The sequence below is a fragment of the Streptomyces sp. ISL-96 genome, from assembly GCF_018614035.1.
Classification (GTDB): Bacteria; Actinomycetota; Actinomycetes; order Streptomycetales; family Streptomycetaceae; genus Streptomyces.
In genome coordinates, this window is the sequence record NZ_JAGGPA010000048.1 from 1 (window position 1) to 16,977 (window position 16,977).

The 16,977-nt window shown below is 69.6% G+C and carries 14 protein-coding genes; 7 read left to right on the forward strand and 7 right to left on the reverse strand.

The genetic code is table 11. The features are described 5' to 3' along the window. The first annotated feature begins 422 nt into the window (after window positions 1-422). Window positions 423-872, forward strand: a complete 450-nt coding sequence (locus tag J7E96_RS27410) for a PTS glucose transporter subunit IIA (protein WP_215134890.1) — start codon at window positions 423-425, stop codon at window positions 870-872. An 87-nt stretch (window positions 873-959) separates the two neighbouring features. Next, window positions 960-2,630 carry a phosphoenolpyruvate--protein phosphotransferase gene (gene ptsP / locus J7E96_RS27415; protein ID WP_215134892.1) on the forward strand — a complete coding sequence of 557 codons (1,671 nt, stop codon included), beginning with the start codon at window positions 960-962 and terminating at the stop codon, window positions 2,628-2,630. Between the two features lie 66 nt (window positions 2,631-2,696). On the opposite strand, the gene J7E96_RS27420 is transcribed toward ptsP, so the two are convergent. Together J7E96_RS27420 and J7E96_RS27425 are read right to left on the reverse strand one after the other, a co-directional pair. Continuing rightward, window positions 2,697-3,596: a hypothetical protein gene (locus tag J7E96_RS27420; RefSeq protein WP_215134894.1), complete on the reverse strand. Its 900-nt coding sequence runs from the start codon at window positions 3,594-3,596 to the stop codon at window positions 2,697-2,699. 77 nt (window positions 3,597-3,673) lie between these two features. After that, the gene (locus J7E96_RS27425) at window positions 3,674-5,650 is read right to left on the reverse strand and encodes an acetoacetate--CoA ligase (protein ID WP_215134896.1); all 1,977 of its coding nucleotides are present in this window, start codon (window positions 5,648-5,650) and stop codon (window positions 3,674-3,676) included. A 216-nt stretch (window positions 5,651-5,866) separates the two neighbouring features. On the opposite strand from J7E96_RS27425, the gene J7E96_RS27430 reads away from it, so the two are divergent. Next, entirely contained in the window at window positions 5,867-8,176 is a 2,310-nt protein-coding gene (locus J7E96_RS27430) for a glycoside hydrolase family 31 protein (protein WP_215134898.1), read from the forward strand. 22 nt (window positions 8,177-8,198) lie between these two features. On the opposite strand, the gene J7E96_RS27435 is transcribed toward J7E96_RS27430, so the two are convergent. After that, on the reverse strand, window positions 8,199-8,729 hold the full coding sequence (locus J7E96_RS27435; protein WP_308296162.1) for an NUDIX domain-containing protein: 531 nt from the start codon (window positions 8,727-8,729) through the stop codon (window positions 8,199-8,201). A gap of 61 nt (window positions 8,730-8,790) precedes the next feature. Here J7E96_RS27435 and J7E96_RS27440 point away from each other — a divergent pair, with 61 nt between their 5' ends. The 3 genes from J7E96_RS27440 to glpK all read left to right on the forward strand — a co-directional run bounded on the left by J7E96_RS27440 (window position 8,791) and on the right by glpK (window position 11,788). Further along, window positions 8,791-9,597: a M15 family metallopeptidase gene (locus tag J7E96_RS27440; RefSeq protein WP_215134902.1), complete on the forward strand. Its 807-nt coding sequence runs from the start codon at window positions 8,791-8,793 to the stop codon at window positions 9,595-9,597. 43 nt (window positions 9,598-9,640) lie between these two features. Further along, on the forward strand, window positions 9,641-9,991 hold the full coding sequence (locus tag J7E96_RS27445; protein ID WP_215134904.1) for a DUF962 domain-containing protein: 351 nt from the start codon (window positions 9,641-9,643) through the stop codon (window positions 9,989-9,991). Between the two features lie 261 nt (window positions 9,992-10,252). Next, a complete protein-coding gene (gene glpK, locus J7E96_RS27450) occupies window positions 10,253-11,788 on the forward strand; it encodes a glycerol kinase GlpK (RefSeq protein WP_215134906.1) in 1,536 nt (511 codons plus the stop codon). 102 nt (window positions 11,789-11,890) lie between these two features. Here the strand turns inward: glpK and J7E96_RS27455 are convergent, their stop codons facing one another. Genes J7E96_RS27455 through J7E96_RS27470 form a run of 4 tightly spaced genes read right to left on the reverse strand, consistent with a single transcriptional unit; the run spans window position 11,891 to window position 16,031 of the window. Then, window positions 11,891-12,496, reverse strand: coding sequence for an ATP/GTP-binding protein (locus J7E96_RS27455; protein ID WP_215134908.1), 606 nt, complete (start codon window positions 12,494-12,496; stop codon window positions 11,891-11,893). Beyond that, window positions 12,477-12,875: a DUF742 domain-containing protein gene (locus J7E96_RS27460; protein ID WP_093801939.1), complete on the reverse strand. Its 399-nt coding sequence runs from the start codon at window positions 12,873-12,875 to the stop codon at window positions 12,477-12,479. The genes J7E96_RS27455 and J7E96_RS27460 overlap by 20 nt, the downstream gene beginning before the upstream one ends. 10 nt (window positions 12,876-12,885) lie before the next feature. Further along, on the reverse strand, window positions 12,886-13,326 hold the full coding sequence (locus J7E96_RS27465; RefSeq protein ID WP_215134910.1) for a roadblock/LC7 domain-containing protein: 441 nt from the start codon (window positions 13,324-13,326) through the stop codon (window positions 12,886-12,888). Beyond that, window positions 13,323-16,031 (reverse strand): nitrate- and nitrite sensing domain-containing protein, encoded by a 2,709-nt coding sequence (locus J7E96_RS27470; protein ID WP_215134912.1) that lies wholly within the window; start codon window positions 16,029-16,031, stop codon window positions 13,323-13,325. Before J7E96_RS27470 ends, J7E96_RS27465 begins: the two co-directional genes overlap by 4 nt. A gap of 425 nt (window positions 16,032-16,456) precedes the next feature. Between J7E96_RS27470 and J7E96_RS27475 the strand changes: the two genes are divergently transcribed. Then, entirely contained in the window at window positions 16,457-16,942 is a 486-nt protein-coding gene (locus J7E96_RS27475; RefSeq protein WP_215134914.1) for a hypothetical protein, read from the forward strand. Window positions 16,943-16,977: the final 35 nt, after the last annotated feature.

Consider the following 16,977-nt stretch of genomic DNA (forward strand, 5'->3'; position numbering starts at 1 on the left):
TTTCGTTCGGTATTTCGTGTTCCCGACTCTATCAGACTCTTTCGTGTCCGACTTCCTCGGTGCTTTCCAGTTCTTCGCTTTCGCGTTTCCCTTTCCAGCGGTTCCGACTCTATCAGTGCTTTTCCGCTTCCCTGACCATCGTTCCGCGGACATGCAGAATTTCAGATTAGGGTTAGGGTCTAGACCTGTCAGAAGCTACCGAGCCGCTGACCCCCAACGCGGTGGGTGCTGGTCTCAAGCAGGACTACGAGGATACATCGCTCCGGCAGACGAGGCAAACCATTGCCGGTGCACCCCTAGGTCCGCCAAGCGGCAACTCTCGTGCGGAACCGGGACTTCTAGTGACTTACCCTACTGAAAAGTACGCCGTCCTGGACAGGTAGTGACGGCGGCACACGAACTCTCCACCCCTGGGAGGCCCCATGACCAGCGTGACGTCCCCTCTTGCTGGACGCGCCATCGCACTGGCCGCAGTCCCCGACCCGGTGTTCTCCGGCGCGATGGTCGGTCCGGGCACCGCTATCGACCCCGTGCGTGAGCCGTCGGAGGCTGTCGCTCCCGTTGACGGTGTCATCGTCTCCCTGCACCCGCACGCGTATGTGGTCGTCGACGGTGACGGGCACGGCGTTCTGACGCACCTGGGTATCGACACGGTGCAGCTCAACGGTGAAGGCTTCGAGCTGCTCGTGAACAAGGGGGACACGGTGACGCGCGGACAGGCGATCGTACGGTGGAACCCGGCAGCCGTCGAAGAAGCCGGCAAGTCGCCGGTGTGCCCGGTCGTGGCGCTCGAGGCCACGGCCGACTCCCTTGCCGACGTCAGGGAGGACGGCGAAGTGAAGCCCGGGGATGAGCTCTTTAGCTGGCAGTGACGCCGGCGCCGTAGGGGCGACCGCGGGTACGACATCCATCGCGGGGGGACTGGACAGGGTCTCGCCGCAACTATCGGAGACGGTGAAATGGAGACAACGCTGCGAGGCGTCGGCGTGAGCCACGGTGTGGCGATCGGCGAGGTTCGGCACATGGGCACGGCGGTTCTCGAGCCGCCGGCCAAGCAGATTCCCGCGGAGGAGGCGGAGCGCGAACAGGGGCGTGCCCGCCAGGCCGTGGAAGCTGTGGCAGCCGACCTGATTGCGCGCGGCAACCTGGCCGGCGGCGAGGCACAGCATGTGCTCGAGGCGCAGGCCATGATGGCGCAGGATCCCGAGCTCATGGCGGATGTGGACCGGCGCATTGCCGTCGGCAGCACAGCCGAGCGTGGGGTGTACGACGCTTTCGCGGCGTACCGGGCTCTGCTCGCCAATGCCGGCGAGTACCTGGCCGGCCGTGTCGCGGACCTGGATGACGTGCGGAATCGTATCGTCGCCCGTCTGCTGGGCGTGCCGATGCCGGGCGTGCCGGACAGTGACGAGCCGTATGTACTGATCGCGCGGGATCTGGCTCCCGCCGACACGGCGCTGCTCGACCCCACGTTGGTTCTCGGCTTCGTTACCGAAGAGGGCGGGCCGACCAGCCACAGCGCGATTCTGGCGCGGGCTCTTGGTGTGCCCGCAGTGGTGGCTCTTCCGGGCGCCGGCGAGCTGGCCGAGGGCACGGTGATCGCGGTGGACGGCAGTACGGGCGAGATCTTTGTCGAGCCCACTGCGGACAAGCGTGCCGAGCTTGAGGCCGCTGCCGCCGTACGCAGGGCCGCGCTCTCGGCGTCGACAGGTCCTGGTGCGACGTCCGACGGTCACAAGGTGCCGCTGCTTGCCAACATCGGCGGTCCCGCCGATGTGCCGGCCGCGGTCGAGGCCGGTGCTGAGGGTGTCGGTCTGTTCCGTACGGAGTTCCTCTTCCTCGACGACAGCAAGCAGGCGCCGTCGGAGGAGAAGCAGGTCGAGGCCTACCGCAAGGTTCTCGAGGCGTTCCCCGAGGGCCGTGTGGTCGTGCGGGTGCTGGACGCGGGCGCTGACAAGCCGCTCGAGTTCCTGACACCGGCCGAGGAGCCGAATCCGGCGCTCGGTGTGCGGGGGCTGCGGTCGCTGCTCGAGCACCCCGACGTGCTGCGTACGCAGCTCACCGCGCTGGCGAAGGCCGTCAAGGGGCTGCCGGTGTACCTCGAGGTCATGGCTCCGATGGTCGCGGACCGTACGGACGCCAAGGCATTCGCGGACGCGTGCCGGGCGGCCGGGCTGCAGGCGAAGTTCGGCGCGATGGTCGAGATTCCGTCCGCCGCGCTGCGGGCGCGCTCGATTCTGCAGGAGGTCGAGTTCCTTTCGCTGGGGACGAACGACCTGGCTCAGTACACGTTCGCCGCGGACCGGCAGGTCGGTGCGGTGTCGCGGCTCCAGGATCCGTGGCAGCCCGCTCTGCTCGACCTGGTGGCGGAATCGGCCGAAGCTGCCAAGGCCGAGGGCAAGAGCTGTGGCGTGTGTGGTGAGGCCGCGGCCGATCCGCTGCTCGCCTGTGTACTGACGGGTCTGGGTGTCACCTCCCTGTCGATGGGCGCGAAGGCCATTCCTTATGTCCGCGCGACGCTGGCGAAGCACACGCTGGCCCAGTGCGAGCGCGCTGCCGCGGCGGCGCGTGCCACGGACACCGCCGACGAGGCGCGGTCGGCCGCGCAGGCGGTGCTGTCCGGCGAGTAGTCCCGGACTGCTTTTTGTGTGGGGTCGATGGGCTCCCGGCCATGTGGCCGGGGGCCCATCGAGCGTTCACTGGTGGATGTCGGGCTCTTCGATGTGGAAGCCCGGGCAGTATTCGACATCGGGCTCGGGGGATACGGGGTCGCCGGTGTCCGCGTCCGTGCAGTAGGCGCTGAATACCTCGCCCGCGGTGAGTGCGACCAGGCGGCCCCGGTGGAGCCGCCAGCCGTGGAGCCGGTCCGGGGCTCCGGGCTCGGTGGTCCTCAGTACTACTCCCCCAGTGCTTTCCACGGCGATGCCCGCCGCGAGGACCGTCACGAACTCGGCACCCTCGGCCTCGGTCAGGCGGACCGGCTCGCTCGCGGTGCACTCCGCGTGGAGCACGGCGAGGAGTTGTTCCTCCTCGGCCGGGACGCTGCAGACAAGGTGGTGACTGCCCGGGCCGGCCAGTTCGAGCAGGCGCGTGATCAGTCGCGCCGCCCTGTCGAGAGCCTCGCGGCCGATGTCCTCGCCGCACTCGGCGCAGTTGCCGAGCCGGGCCAGGAGCAGGGTCGCGTACTCCCAAGTGGCCTGGCGAACCGCTTCGTTGATCAGCATGGGCACGAGGCTGTCGATGGGCTGGCCGGTGTACGGGACGCAGGCGCCGCCAACCGCGACTTCCGCGGTGAAGCGGGTGCGGCTCTCCGCCGTGTCCGGGTCGATTCCGGTGGTGCGGCAGAACTCCAGGAAGTCTTCGGGGTCGAAGAGCGCGACGGTGGTGTGCACGCCCTGGGCCGCGAGGGCCCGGAGCAGCCCGTCGACCTCCTGGAGGTAGGCCGTGTGGTCGTCGAAGGCGAAGGTGCCGTAGCCGGTCATGGATGCGAAGTCGTGCTCGTCGGCCAGCAGGCCTACGGTGCTGGGCACTTCGCGGCGGAGCGTACGGCGCAGGGCCTTGTTCTTGTGGTGCTTCGTGGACTTGGTGCGCGCCATGATTCCCCCTGAGCGCAGTCGGCCATTGCTCACTCACCGTAACTGACTGCACTGACAACGCACTCACCGTGAATGCCTCAGCGGCGGGTGCGGGCGAGGGATTCGTAGAAGCTCAGGAGATCCAGGTTGTCCACCGAGCCGGGGTTGACTGCCTTGGCGAGAGGGGTTCCCTGGAGGAGCCGCTTTACGGGCACCTCGATGCGCTTGCCGGTGAGGGTGTGCGGGACGCCGTGGACCTCGATGATCTCGTCGGGGACGTGGCGCGGGGACAGCTCGGTGCGGATGGCCTGCTTGATGCGGGTGCGCAGGGTGTCATCGAGGGTGGCGCCCTCGGCGAGGTGGACGAAGAGCGGCATCCAGTAGCCGCCGTCGGGCTCTTCGAGACCGATGACGAGGGACTCCCTGATCTCGGGAAGGCGCTCGACCACCTCGTAGATGTCGGCCGAGCCCATACGGACGCCCTGCCGGTTGAGGGTGGAGTCGGAGCGGCCGTGGATGATCACCGAGCCGTGGTCGGTGATGGTGATCCAGTCTCCGTGCCGCCATACGCCGGGGTATGTGTCGAAGTAGCTGTCGTGGTAGCGGCTGCCGTCGGGGTCGTTCCAGAAGTGGACCGGCATGGACGGCATGGGGTTGGTGACCACCAGTTCGCCCACCTCGTTGGTGAGCGGCTTGCCCTGGGGGTCCCACGCCTGGAGGTCGGTGCCGAGGCAGGCGGCCTGGAGCTCTCCGATGTGCACGGGAAGGGTCGGGACCGCGCCGGCGAAGCAGCTGCAGACGTCCGTGCCGCCGCTGACGGAGGCGATCCAGAGATCGGACGCGACCTCGTCGTGGAGCCACCGGAATCCATCGGGCGGGAGCGGGGAGCCGGTGGTGGCTACGCATTTGATGCGGGAGAGGTCGTAGTCACGGGCGGGGTGGACCTCCGCCTTAGCGCAGGCCATGACGTACGCGGCCGAGGTGCCGAAGAGGGTGGCCCCGGTGAGTTCGGCGACGCGCCACTGGGCGCCGGTCTCGGGATAGCCGGGGCTTCCGTCGTACAGGACGACCGTGGTGCCCGTGAGGAGGCCGGAGACAAGGAAGTTCCACATCATCCAGCCGGTGGAGGTGTACCAGAAGAAGCGGTCCTGGGGACCGAGGTCGCAATGCAGGCCGATCTGCTTGAAGTGCTCCAGGAGGATGCCGCCCTGGGACTGCACGATCGCCTTGGGGAGGCCGGTCGTGCCGGAGGAGTACAGGACCCACAGGGGGTGCTCGAAGGGCACCTGCTCGAAGACCGGTTCCGTGTCCGCGGAGGTGAGGGCCGACCAGTCGACGGCGCCTTCGGGGGCCTCGGTACCGACGAGCGGGATGTGGACCACGGCGCGGAGGGTGGGCAGCTCGCGGCGGAGTTCCGCGACGGTGTCCGTGCGGTTGTGTTCCTTGCCGCCGTAGCGGTAGCCGTCTACGGCGAACAGGACGACGGGCTCGACCTGCTGGAAGCGGTCGAGGACGCTGCGGGCGCCGAAGTCGGGGGCGCAGGAGGTCCAGACTCCGCCGACGGCTGCGGTGGCGAGCAGGGCGATGGTGGCCTGGGGGATGTTGGGGAGGTAGCCGCTGACGCGGTCTCCGGGGCGTACGCCGAGGGCGCGCAGTTCGGCGGCGAGTGAGCCCACCTGGCGGCGCAGCTCGGACCAGGTCACCGGGGTGGGCTGGTGGGTTTCGTCGACGTGCAGGAGGGCCGGGTCGTCTGCGCGGGAAGGGTCTTCTGCCGTTCGCAGGGCGTGTTCGGCGTAGTTGAGGGTGGCTCCCGGGAACCACCGGGCGCCCGGCATGGAACGGCTCGCGAGGACCGTTTCGTACGGGGTGGAGAAGCGCACGTCGAACCAGTCGGCGACGGCCTTCCAGAAGGTGTCGAGCTCGTCGACCGACCAGCGGTGCAGCGCCGCGTACCCGCCCTCGGCGGGTGCTCCGTACCGCTCGGCCGCCCAGCTCTGGAAGCGGGTGACAGCGGCGGCGGCGATGCGGTCCGCGTCCGGCTGCCAGAGGGGCGCGGTGTTCGCTGCTGAGGACATGGGGCGGCTCCCGGGCTGTACGCGTGGTGTGCGTGTGTCGCGCGCACGTGCGAAGGGTGTGCGCACGAGGCGGCTGACAGGGACGATGCCATGTGATCGTCCCGCACACCAGGGCGGGCCCCCCACAGTCGGGTATCGGGTCATGTGCGCACACCACGGGTGAACGGAAGTTGAACGACCCCCGTGCGTGTCCGGCCGGGTGGCAGGGTGAGCCGTATGGACGGTCGTGACCTGGTGCGCTCGGTGAAACTGGTCGGCACGGTGCAGGGGCTGCGCTTCGCGCGCGCCGCGTGGCGGCGGCGTCGTACGGATGCCTGGGGGCTGCGGCAGCGGGGTGCGGAGCGGGCCAGGGTCCCCGGGGCGGTGACGGGGGCGGAGCCGCAGCCGGGCGGCGGGGTGATGCGCTTCGCCCGTTCCGAGCTGCGGGTGATGGTGGCGGCGGGCGGGGCGGTGTTCTGGGGATGGGACGGCGCGGATCCGGAGCCTTCGTACGCGCTCGTCGGCGCGTGCCCCGAGCCCGATCCCAGGGCGGAGCTGGAGCCCGACAAGGACGGCGGCTGGCAGGTGGTGTCGGAGCGGCTCACGGTCGCCGTGTCGCGGCACGGCGGTGTGGAGGTGCGTACGCCGGGCGGCGTGGTGCTCCGCCGGGACTTGCCGCCGCGCTGGTGGGAGCCGGTCGAGGGAGGGCGTGCGCGCTGGCTGCAGCGCAGTGAGGTGCCGGCGGACGCGCGGTTCTTTGGTCTGGGCGGGCGGTCTTCGGGGTTCCGGCTGCGGAGTGGCGCGTACCCCTTGTGGAACAGCGGTCCCGGCGGGAGCTTGGCGGCGGTCGACGAGCCGCTCGCCGTCACCATGCCGGTGCAGCTGGTCGTGTCGGACGCCGGCACACATCTCGTCTTCCACGACAACACGTGGGAGGGGCGGGTCACGCTTCGGGAGGGCGAGGAGGGTGCCGGGTCGGGCCATGACCGGCCGGGCACGAGTGAGCTGCGCATGGATGGCGGGCCGCTGCGGTGCTGGGTGGTGGCCGGGACGCCGGCGCGTGTGCTGCGGGGCTGGACCGCGCTCACGGGTGCGCCCGCGCTTCCTCCGTCCTGGGCGCTGGGGCCACAGCACGCACGGCGGGGGCCCGGAAGCGGACGGGAGGTGCGGCAGGTGGTCGCCGGCTATGAGGAGCGGGGGTTGCCGCTGGCCGCGTTGCATCTGGACCTGGGCGGCCGCGAGGGGCCTCCGGAACTTGCCCGGCTTGCCACGGATCTGAGGGAGTCGGGCGTGCGGCTGGTTTCGATCCTCGGTCCGGCCGTCCGGGCTGAGTCCGGGAACGCGCTCTATGAGAGCGGAACGGCCGCGGGGGCGTTCGTACGGGACGTACGGGGGAACGAGGTGCGCGGAGTTCTCCGGTCCGGGGAGAGTGTGTATCCGGACTTCACCGATCCGGGTGTGCGGGCCTGGTGGGCAGCGCGGTACGAAGAGCGGCTCACTCAGGGCTTCTCCGGTGTCTGGCACGAACTGAACGAGCCGGCGGCCTTCGCTCCCTTCGGTGCTGAGGACTTGCCGCGCTCCGCACGGCACGACCTGGAGGGCCGCGGTGGCGATCACCGGGAGGCGCGCAATGTCTACGGCTTGGGGATGGCGCGTTCCGGTTTCGAGGGGCTGCAAAAGGCGCGTTCCCGGGAACGGCCGTTTCTGTTCTCGCGTTCCGGCTGGGCCGGCGTGCAGAGGTACGGCGGCATCTGTTCCGGGGATGTGCCGGCGGGCTGGCCGGGGCTGCGTGCCTCGCTCTCTCTGGTGCTCGGTCTCGGGTTGTGCGGGGTGCCGTACTCGGGAACGAATGTCGGAGGGTTCGGCGGCACGCTCTCACCTGAGCTGTATGTGCGCTGGTTTCAACTGGGCGCCCATCTGCCGCTGTTCCGGACGCAGGGAGCTGTCGCCACGGGCCCGAGGGAGCCGTGGGAGTTCGGTCCGCAGGTGCTCGCACACGCGAGGGCCGCTCTCGCCGAGCGTGAACGGCTGCGGCCGTATTTAGTGACGCTGTCCCATCTGGCGCGCCTCACCGGTGCGCCGTATGTGCGTCCTGTGTGGTGGGGTGCGCCTGAGGACCGGGCGCTGCGGGACTGCGCGGACGCTTTCCTGCTCGGAGACTGTCTGTTGGTCGCTCCCGTGCTGGAGCGCGGCGCGGACCGCAGAGCGGTGCGTCTGCCGCGCGGACGGTGGTACGACACGGCGACCGGCGAGGCGTACGAAGGACCGGGCCAGGTGCTGCTTGAGGCACCCCTGTCGCGTATCCCTGTGCTGGCTCGGGCCGGCGCCGTGATTCCCGTTCGCGGTGACGACGGTGGGCCGGCGCTCGAGGTGTGGGCCCCGGCTGCCGGGCGCGGCGGAGGAGGGCTGGTGGTGAGGGACGCGGGCGACGGCTGGGGGCGGGCGGAGATCGAGCGGTTCACCACGCGGGTGAGCGGTGGCCGTGTGCTCGTGGAGCGGGAGGGCGGCGGAGAGGTCGGGCTCCCGGTGCGGGTGCGGGGGCGCTAGTCGACGTACCCGGGAACGCTCGTTACGTGTGGCTGTAGCTTCCCGAGAACCATCGGCGTACCGCTTCGGTGTGGAGGGGGAAGGCCAGCTCGGCGGGCTCTCGAAGGACGTGCCAGCCAGTCGTTTCGGTGGTGGGGGCGGACGGCGGAAGGCCGGCGGCGGCGCGTTCGGGCAGCAGTCCGAAGAGGAGCAGGTGGCCGGCCGGGGAGCTGAGCGCGTCGGCGAGGCGTACCTGTCCCGCCGCGGCTTCGATGCCTGTTTCCTCGCTGAGTTCGCGTACGACCGCGTGCTGCCAGTCCTCGCCGTGGTCGATGAAGCCGCCGGGCAGCGCGGTTTCGCCGAGCTGCGGTTCTATGGCACGGGTGATGACGACGAGTCCGCCGCCCTGTGCGTCGCGTACGGGCTGCAGGGCCACGGCGACGGGCAGTGGATTGCGATAGGCCGTGTCCCCGCAGACGGGGCAGGTGCGAGGCCAGTCACCGGCGGGCCGGAAGGGCGCTCCGCAGCTGGAGCAGTGGGAGTCCTTGACGGGCTTCTTCGAGGGTGCGGACACGCGCGGACTGTATCCGATCGCCCTTCCGTCACGGGCCGTTGACCTGATAGATGGAGGACCCATGACACGACTTGCCACCGCAGTGCGCGCCCTGGCCACCACCGCCGTCACCCTCCTCACCGTCACGACCGCCTCGCCCACGGCGCAGGCGAAGCCAGAACCGAAGGCGCCGAGGGAGTTCGTGTCGCTGCGGGCCGTCGACGCGACGATCATTCAGGAGATGCGCTACACCACCGCGCACAATTTCGTGGGCGTACCCGTGGACGGCTATCGCCAGCCGCTCTGCATTCTCACCAGGCCCGCGGCGAACGCCTTGCACGAGGCTCAGACGAAGCTGCTGCGGCGCGGCTATTCGCTCAAGGTGTACGACTGCTACCGGCCGCAGCGGGCCGTAGACCACTTCGTACGGTGGGCGAAGGATCTCGACGACGAGGCGATGAAGGCGGAGTTCTATCCCCATGTCGACAAGTCGCGGCTGTTCGCGGACGGTTACATCGCGGAGAGGTCCGGGCACAGCAGGGGCAGCACCGTTGACCTGACGATCGTGAAGCTTCCCGCGAAGGCCACTCGGCCGTACGTCCCCGGCGAACGGCTGGTGCCCTGCTACGCGCCCAAGGATGAGCGCTTCCCTGACAATTCAGTCGACATGGGGACCGGTTATGACTGCTTCGACACGCTGTCCCACACGGAAGACCCGCGCATCCAGGGGTCCCAGCGCGCCAACAGGCAGCTGCTGAAGGGACTGCTCAGTGAGCTCGGTTTCGTGAATCTCGCCGAGGAGTGGTGGCACTTCACGTACAAGCCGGAGCCCTTCCCCAACACCTACTTCGACTTCCCCGTCGCCCGCCGGTCGGTCGCCGGGCACTGACGCGGCCGTATCCGGTTGTCCGCTCAGCCATTACCGTGCGCGTATGGAGAAGCGGACTTTCCATTCGTACGAAGAATTCTGGCCCTACTACGTCGCCATGCACTCCAGGGCCGCGACCCGGTGGGTGCACCTCACAGGAACGCTCACCGGCCTCGCGGTCAGCGTGTACGGCCTGGCGCGCGGCCGGAAGCGGTACGCCGCCGCGCTGCCGCTCATCGGGTACGGCGCCGCCTGGCCGGCGCATTTCCTGATCGAGAAGAACAACCCGGCCACCTTCGCGCATCCGGCCTGGTCGCTGCGCGGCGACGTACAGATGATCCGGATGATGCTCGCCGGCCGCGACCGGGAGCTCGCGGAGACCGCCTCGAAGTGGCTCGCGGAGAACAACCGCTGACCCCGCTCCTGCCCTGATGCTCCCGGCCAGCGGTTGCTGTCCATGTCCTTGACGCTCCCTCACCACCGGTGAACCATGCTCGTCACGTACGCCGGGTGGGGAGCTGGGACGCCTGCCTCCGGCTCAGCAGCCATGGGAAACGCACTGCGCACTTCAGAACCAGGGCTCCGGCTCGGGGCGAGGGCCCGTCAATGCTGATCGGCGGGGCCCTATCGGGCCTGATCTGCAACGCAGCCTTCTGAACGCAGACGAGGGGACGTCGTGACGGAACAAGCCGCGCAAGCCGAGAAATACGTCGCCGCTATCGACCAGGGCACCACGTCCAGCCGCTGCATCATCTTCGATCACGGCGGTTCAATCGTCGCCGTCGACCAGCGTGAACACCGCCAGATCTTTCCCAAGCCGGGGTGGGTCGAGCACGACGCGACCGAAATCTGGTCCAAGGTTCGGGCGGTGGTCGCGGGCGCGCTGGCCAAGGCCGGTCTGCGCGCCGGGCAGCTCAGCGCTCTGGGCATCACCAACCAGCGCGAGACGACGGTGCTGTGGGACCGGGCGACGGGCAAGCCGGTGCACAACGCGATCGTCTGGCAGGACACGCGTACCGCCGCCCTCTGCGACGAGCTGGGCGGCGCGGACGGTCAGGACCGGTTCAGGGAGGCGACCGGTCTGCCGCTCGCCAGCTACTTCTCCGGTCCGAAGGTGGCCTGGCTGCTCGACAACGTTCCCGGGCTGCGCACGCGCGCGGAGCGGGGAGAGATCGCCTTCGGGACGATCGACTCGTGGCTGATCTGGAACCTCACCGGCGGCACGGAGGGTGGCGTACACGTCACGGATGTGACGAACGCGGGGCGCACCATGCTGATGGACCTGCGAACGCTCCAGTGGGCCCCGGCGATCCTGTCCGCGATGAATGTCCCCGAGGCCGTACTGCCGGAGATCAGGTCGTCGGCCGAGGTGTACGGGACGGCCGTCGGGCAGCTCTCGGGTGTGCCCGTGGCCTCCGCGCTGGGTGACCAGCAGGCCGCTGTGTTCGGGCAGGCCTGTTACGACGTGGGCACCGCGAAGAACACGTACGGGACGGGCAGTTTCCTGTTGCTCAACACCGGTAGCCGGCCGGTTCCTTCGAAGAACGGGCTCCTGACCACCATGGGCTACAAGATCGGCGGCGAGGCGCCGGTCTACTGCCTGGAGGGGTCGATCGCGATCACCGGGGCGCTGGTGCAGTGGTTCAGGGACCAGCTGGGGATCATCCGTTCCGCGGACGAGATCGAGACGCTCGCGGGAAGCGTCGACGACAACGGCGGGGCGTACATCGTGCCGGCCTTCTCCGGACTGTACGCGCCCTACTGGCGTGCCGACGCCCGCGGTGTGGTCACGGGTCTCACCAGGTACGTCACCAAGGCGCATCTGGCGCGAGCGGTGCTGGAGGCGACCAGCTGGCAGACCAGGGAGGTCGTCGACGCGATGTTCCAGGACTCGGGCGTGGCCATCACCACGCTCAAGGTGGACGGTGGCATGACCAAGAACAACCTGCTGATGCAGCACCAGGCCGACGTGCTGGGAGTTCCGGTCGTGCGACCGAGGATCTCCGAGACGACCTGCCTGGGCGCGGCGTACGCCGCCGGGCTGGCGACCGGCGTGTGGTCGGATCTGGACGAGCTGAAGTCGCACTGGCGGCGGGACGTCGAGTGGACGCCGCGGATGGCGGAGCGGGAGCGCGAGCGGGAGTACCACAACTGGCGCAAGGCCGTGGAGCGGAGCTTCGGCTGGGAGGAAGAAGGCGGCAAGGGCGGCTGAGCGAGTCGCGGCGCGATCCCTACGACCGCGGCTCGGACTTGTATCCCTGTCGGTGGGGGTACGGGTACGGGCCGCCCGGGTCGCGTCGTACGGGCCGAAGGGTCAGGTGGCCGCCGTCTGGCGCCGGTCCGCCGAGCGGGCCAGTGCGTGCTCGACGACCGCTATGAGCACTGCCTTGACGGTCTCGCGGTCCCGCGCGTCGCACAGCAGCAGGGGAACGCCCTCGTCGAGGTCGAGTGCCGCGCGCACCGTCTCCGGCGGATAACGGTCGGCTCCTTCGAAGCAGTTGACGGCCACGGTGAAGGGAATGCCCCGGCGCTCGAAGTAGTCGATGCCGGCGAAGCAGTCCTCCAGGCGGCGGGTGTCGGCGAGCACGACCGCTCCGAGTGCCCCCTGTGCCAGTTCGTCCCACAGGAACCAGAACCGGTCCTGGCCGGGCGTACCGAAGAGGTAGAGCACCAGGTCCTCGCGGAGCGTGATCCGCCCGAAGTCCATGGCCACGGTGGTGGTGTTCTTGCTCTCGACGCCGTCGGTGTCGTCGACGGGGCGGCCCGCCTCGGTGAGCACCTCCTCGGTGCGCAGCGGTCTGATCTCGCTGACCGCGCCCACCAGGGTGGTCTTGCCCACCCCGAAGCCACCCGCGACGAGGATTTTGAGCGTCACCGGTTCGATCGGTCGCTTCTTGCGGCTAGAGCGCCCGAAGACCATTGATTACCTCGCGAAGGATGCTTTCGTCCGGCAGCTCGGCCGGAGGTACGGGTCGGGTCACGTGTACCAGCTCGTCCTCGACGAGGTCGCCGACGAGCACTCTGACCACCCCTACGGGGAGGTCGAGGCCCGCCGCGAGCTCGGCGATCGACTGCGGCGTCTCACTGCAGAGTTCAACGATTTCGACGTGCTCGGGAGCGAGCGTCTGGTCGCGCCCGGGATCGTCGGCCGCGGGTTCGGGGACGACCAGCGCGATCAGGTCGAGCCGGTGCCGGCTCGCGCTGCTCGTACGGCCACGCGTCATCGCGTACGGGCGTACTACGGGGCCCGCGTCGTCGTCGAACCAGTGCGGCGAACCCTGCTGACCTGCTTCGCTCATGTCAGCCCACTCACCCTCCGGCGGGCAGACCGGAGCGTGGCGCGGTCTTCAGGTGGACGCCGACCCGCTTTACCATCAGCGTCATCTCGTACGCCACCTGTCCAACATCGGAGTCGGAGTCCGACAGCACGGCGAGGCAACTGCCGTCGCCCGCCGCGGTGACGAACAGGAAGGCGTCGTCCAGCTCTACGACGGTCTGCCGGACGCTGCCCGCGTCGAAGTGGCGGCCGACGCCCTTGGCGAGGCTGTGGAAGCCCGAGGCGACGGCGGCGAGGTGTTCGCCGTCCTCGCGCGTCAGGTTCTTGGACGTGCCGGTGGCAAGCCCGTCGCTGGAGAGCACCAGGGCCTTGCGGATGCTGGCGACGCGGTCGACGAGCTCGTCGAGGAGCCAGTTGAGCTCCCCGGAGCCGCGGCCGGTGGTGTCGTGTGCTGTGGCCTTCGGTGCGGTCATCGACCGTCCCTCTCTGATCTGGTTCCTGGTGCTGTTCCGCCGGGGCCGGGCTCGTCCTCGGCGTTCTCGCGGCGGCCGCGTTGCCAGCCGCGTTGGAGCGAGGCCATCCGGCTGCGTACTTCCGCCGCCTCGCGCTCGGCCTCCTGCACGGTGGCCGGTGCGTCGTTCGCGGGTTCGGTACGGGCTGTGGCGGCCTCGCGCAATTGCGGCGCGAGACTGGCCTGGCGGACGCGGCGGGGCAGTCCGCCCAGCGGGAGGCCGGAAGCCTCGTCCGCCGGTGCGGTTTCCCGTGCGGGTGAAGTGTGGGGTGCGGTGGCGGCTGCTTCGGAAGGTGCTGCGGGTTGTTCGGTTGGATTGTGCCCCCGGCCGCTGACACGGCGGCCGTTGTCGGCGACCAGGGTCGGTGTAGTGCGGCGGGGCAGCGGAAGAGGGGAAACGGGCGCACCGGGGCGCACGCTCTCGCCGTTCCCGGGAACGTGGTCGGACGCCTGCTGGTGTTGCTCACCGGCTGCTTCTCGGGCACGGCCGCGCGAGCGTTCCCGGGAACGCTCGCGGGCATGGAAGAGTCCGCCGCGCTCGCTCTCAGTGTCGTCGGCGAAGCCGCCGAGCGAGGCCTCCTCCAGGCCCAGTGCTCCCAGTGGCGGCTCGAGTTCGACAGGTCCGTCCAGTACCGCCTGTGCGGCAAGTTCGGCGGGCAGGCGTGAGAACGTCGTCAGGGACTTGCGGCGTCCGCTCTCCCCCGCCTCTCCGGTTCCTCCCACGCCGGCGGAATGCTTGCGGTCGAGCCGGAAGCCGGTGCCGTTCGTTTCGGGTGCGTCCGTGAGAAGGGCGGCCGGAATGAAGACGACCGCGGTGGTTCCGCCGTACGGCGACGGCTGGAGTGAGACGCGGACGTTCTGGCGCTGGGCGAGCCGGCTGACTACGAAAAGGCCCAGCCGGTCGGTGTCCGACAGCTCGAATTCAGGTGTCTCGGCGAGCCGCAGGTTGGCGTCCAGGAGTGCTTCGGGTGTCATGCCGAGGCCGCGGTCGTGGATTTCGAGGGTGAAGCCGTTGGCGACCCGCTCGCCGTGCACCTGAACAGCGGTGTGCGGGGGTGAGAACACCGTGGCGTTTTCGAGGAGTTCGGCGATCAGGTGGGTGACGTCGGCGACCGCCGGGCCGCCGACCCCGATGCGCGCCAGGCGGCGTACCTCGATGCGCTCGTAGTCCTCGACCTCCGCGACGGCTGCCCGTACGACGTCCATGAGCTGGACGGGCTTGCGCCACTGCCGGGACGGGGCCGCGCCGGAGAGGATGACGAGGCCCTCCGCATGGCGGCGCATACGGGTGGTGAGGTGGTCGAGACGGAAGAGGTCGGCCAGCTCCTCGGTGTCCTCGGTACGGCGCTCCATGGTGTCCAGGAGCGTGAGCTGGCGGTGGAGCAGGACCTGATTGCGACGGGCCAGGTTGACGAAGACCTCGGAGACGCCGCGGCGCATGTCGGCCTGCTTGACGGCGGATTCGACGGCGGCGCGCTGAAGGGTGTTCAGGGCCTGGCCGACCTGGCCGACCTCGTCCCTGTCGTACTCCAGTCGCGGAGCCTCGGTCTCCACGTCGACCTCCTCGCCGGCGGCGAGCCTGCGCATGACGCTGGGCAGCCGGACGCCGGAGATTTCGTGGGCTTCCTTGCGGAGCCGGGTGAGGTCGCGTATGAGGCTGCGGCCGATGCGCACGGAGAGGAACAGCGAGACGATCAGGGCGAGGAATCCCAGTACGCCGGCGACGCCCGCCTTGATGAGGACGCCGAAGGCGACGGGCCCGACACGGTCCTGGTAACGGCTGCCCGCCTCGTTGCCCTCGCGGGCGAGATGGTCGAGCACGCCCGTCGCGGCCTCGTTCCAGCTCTTGGCGGTGACGGCGCGCGGGCTCCGGGTGGCGCCCGCGGTGATGAGACGTTCCTCCGCTGTACGCAGGGCCTGGGTGGCCGGGCTGTCCCAGTAGGCCGCGAAGGCGTCGCGCTCGGCGGCGGGGAGGATTTCGAGGTTGACGTCGTACAGCAGTTCGCGGTTCGCGGCCAGGGCCGAGATCTCGCGCAGCTCTGGCGCGCTGAACTGGCCGGCGACGAGGCCGGACGCGATGAGCGCGTCCTCGCGGGAGAGCGTCTCTCGCGCGCGGGTGATGCCGACCAGGGCGCGCCCCTGCTTGTCCATCTCCACGTCTTCGAGGGCGTGGAGGGTCATGAGGAAGGAGTAGCAGGGGTCGACGAGCCGGTTGTACTGGTCGAGGGCCTGGCGGCGGGTGACGGTGCTGTTCTCGACGGAGCGACGGAGGGGTTCGATGCCTTCGAACGCCTGGAGGAGGGAGGCCAGGCGCTTCGCCGCCGGGGGGCGCAGGTCGTCACGTACGCCGGGGTCCTGGGCGCGTGCCTTGATCTTCGCGACGGCGTCGTCGGTGGCCGCGCGCTCGCGGCGGAGGGTGGTGAGGGCGTCGGAGGCGCGCGGGTCCGCGAGATAGATCAGCGTCTGGCGGCGCTCCCGCTGGATGTCCCTGACCGTGTCCTCGATGGGATAGCCCATCTGCTCGACGATGTAGGCCACGTCCAGCAGCTGGTTGGCCTCACGGCCGGTGAGCACGGTGGCGAATCCCCACAGCGAGGTGAGGGACACGAGCGGCACCAGCAGCAACGCCACGATCTTCCTGCGGATGGACTTCCCGCGAAAGCGCATGGCCTCCCCCAGCTCGGCCTCCGCCGGGCGGAGGTGGTGTTCGGTCAATAAACGGCGTGAGCCTACTACTGTCCCTCGCGCAACTCGAAGGCACGTCCGGACGATTTTCAGCCGTGCTGAGGTGCGTTGATCATGAGTTGTCATGGAATTCGAGGAGTTGGCGGGCGCCAGTGTGGCAAAGGACACCTGTGCGTACGCCCGTCGCCCTTTCGGGGCAGATGGCTGGAATTCTTCGTTCCGCGGGAATCTTCGGAGCCGGCCATTCGTCCTGCTGTACGGGGAGCGGACCGAATGAGGCCGGACGCGGCGCATTCGGCCCGCCGGGAACGGCGTAAAGGGGCGCAAGGCGGGCAGCCACTCGTGAAGGCGGAGGTTCGCCTCCGAGTTGAGAGGCACGCCAGGCGGCGGTGGGGAGTGAAGGTCTGATGGACACGGAAGAGCGCCGTACGGTGTCGTCCGCGGCGCCCGTAGCGTTCGAAATCGCTGAGGAGCCGCGTGAGTTCGAGGCGTCCGGGACTCAGCGACAGTTGTGGGTCGAGGAGCCGGCGGTACGGCCACGGTTGCCCGATCCGGTCCGTACCGCGGCCGTCCGCGCCGTCATCCTCACGTCGCTGACGATCATTCAGGCGATGGTGGCCTACTTGTGCACGCTCGCGGGATCCTGGCTGGCCTTCCCGATGGTGCTGAGCAGCGTGGGCAGCACGGTGCTCGCCACCTGGGGCGTGCTGGACGTATGGGTCACCCGCCAGGTGTGGAACCAGCGACACGGCGTGGTGTCCGTGCCGAGCAGTACGGCGCGCCAACTGCGCCGCGAGCGGCGCAAAGCGCGGAGGGCGGCCCGCAGGTCCGCCCGGATACGGCAACGGGAGGAAGGGACCCGGCGGAGTACGGGCCGGCTCTCCCAGGCCTGAGGCGCTGCGGCCGCGGCGGGGCGCCGGGGCCTGCG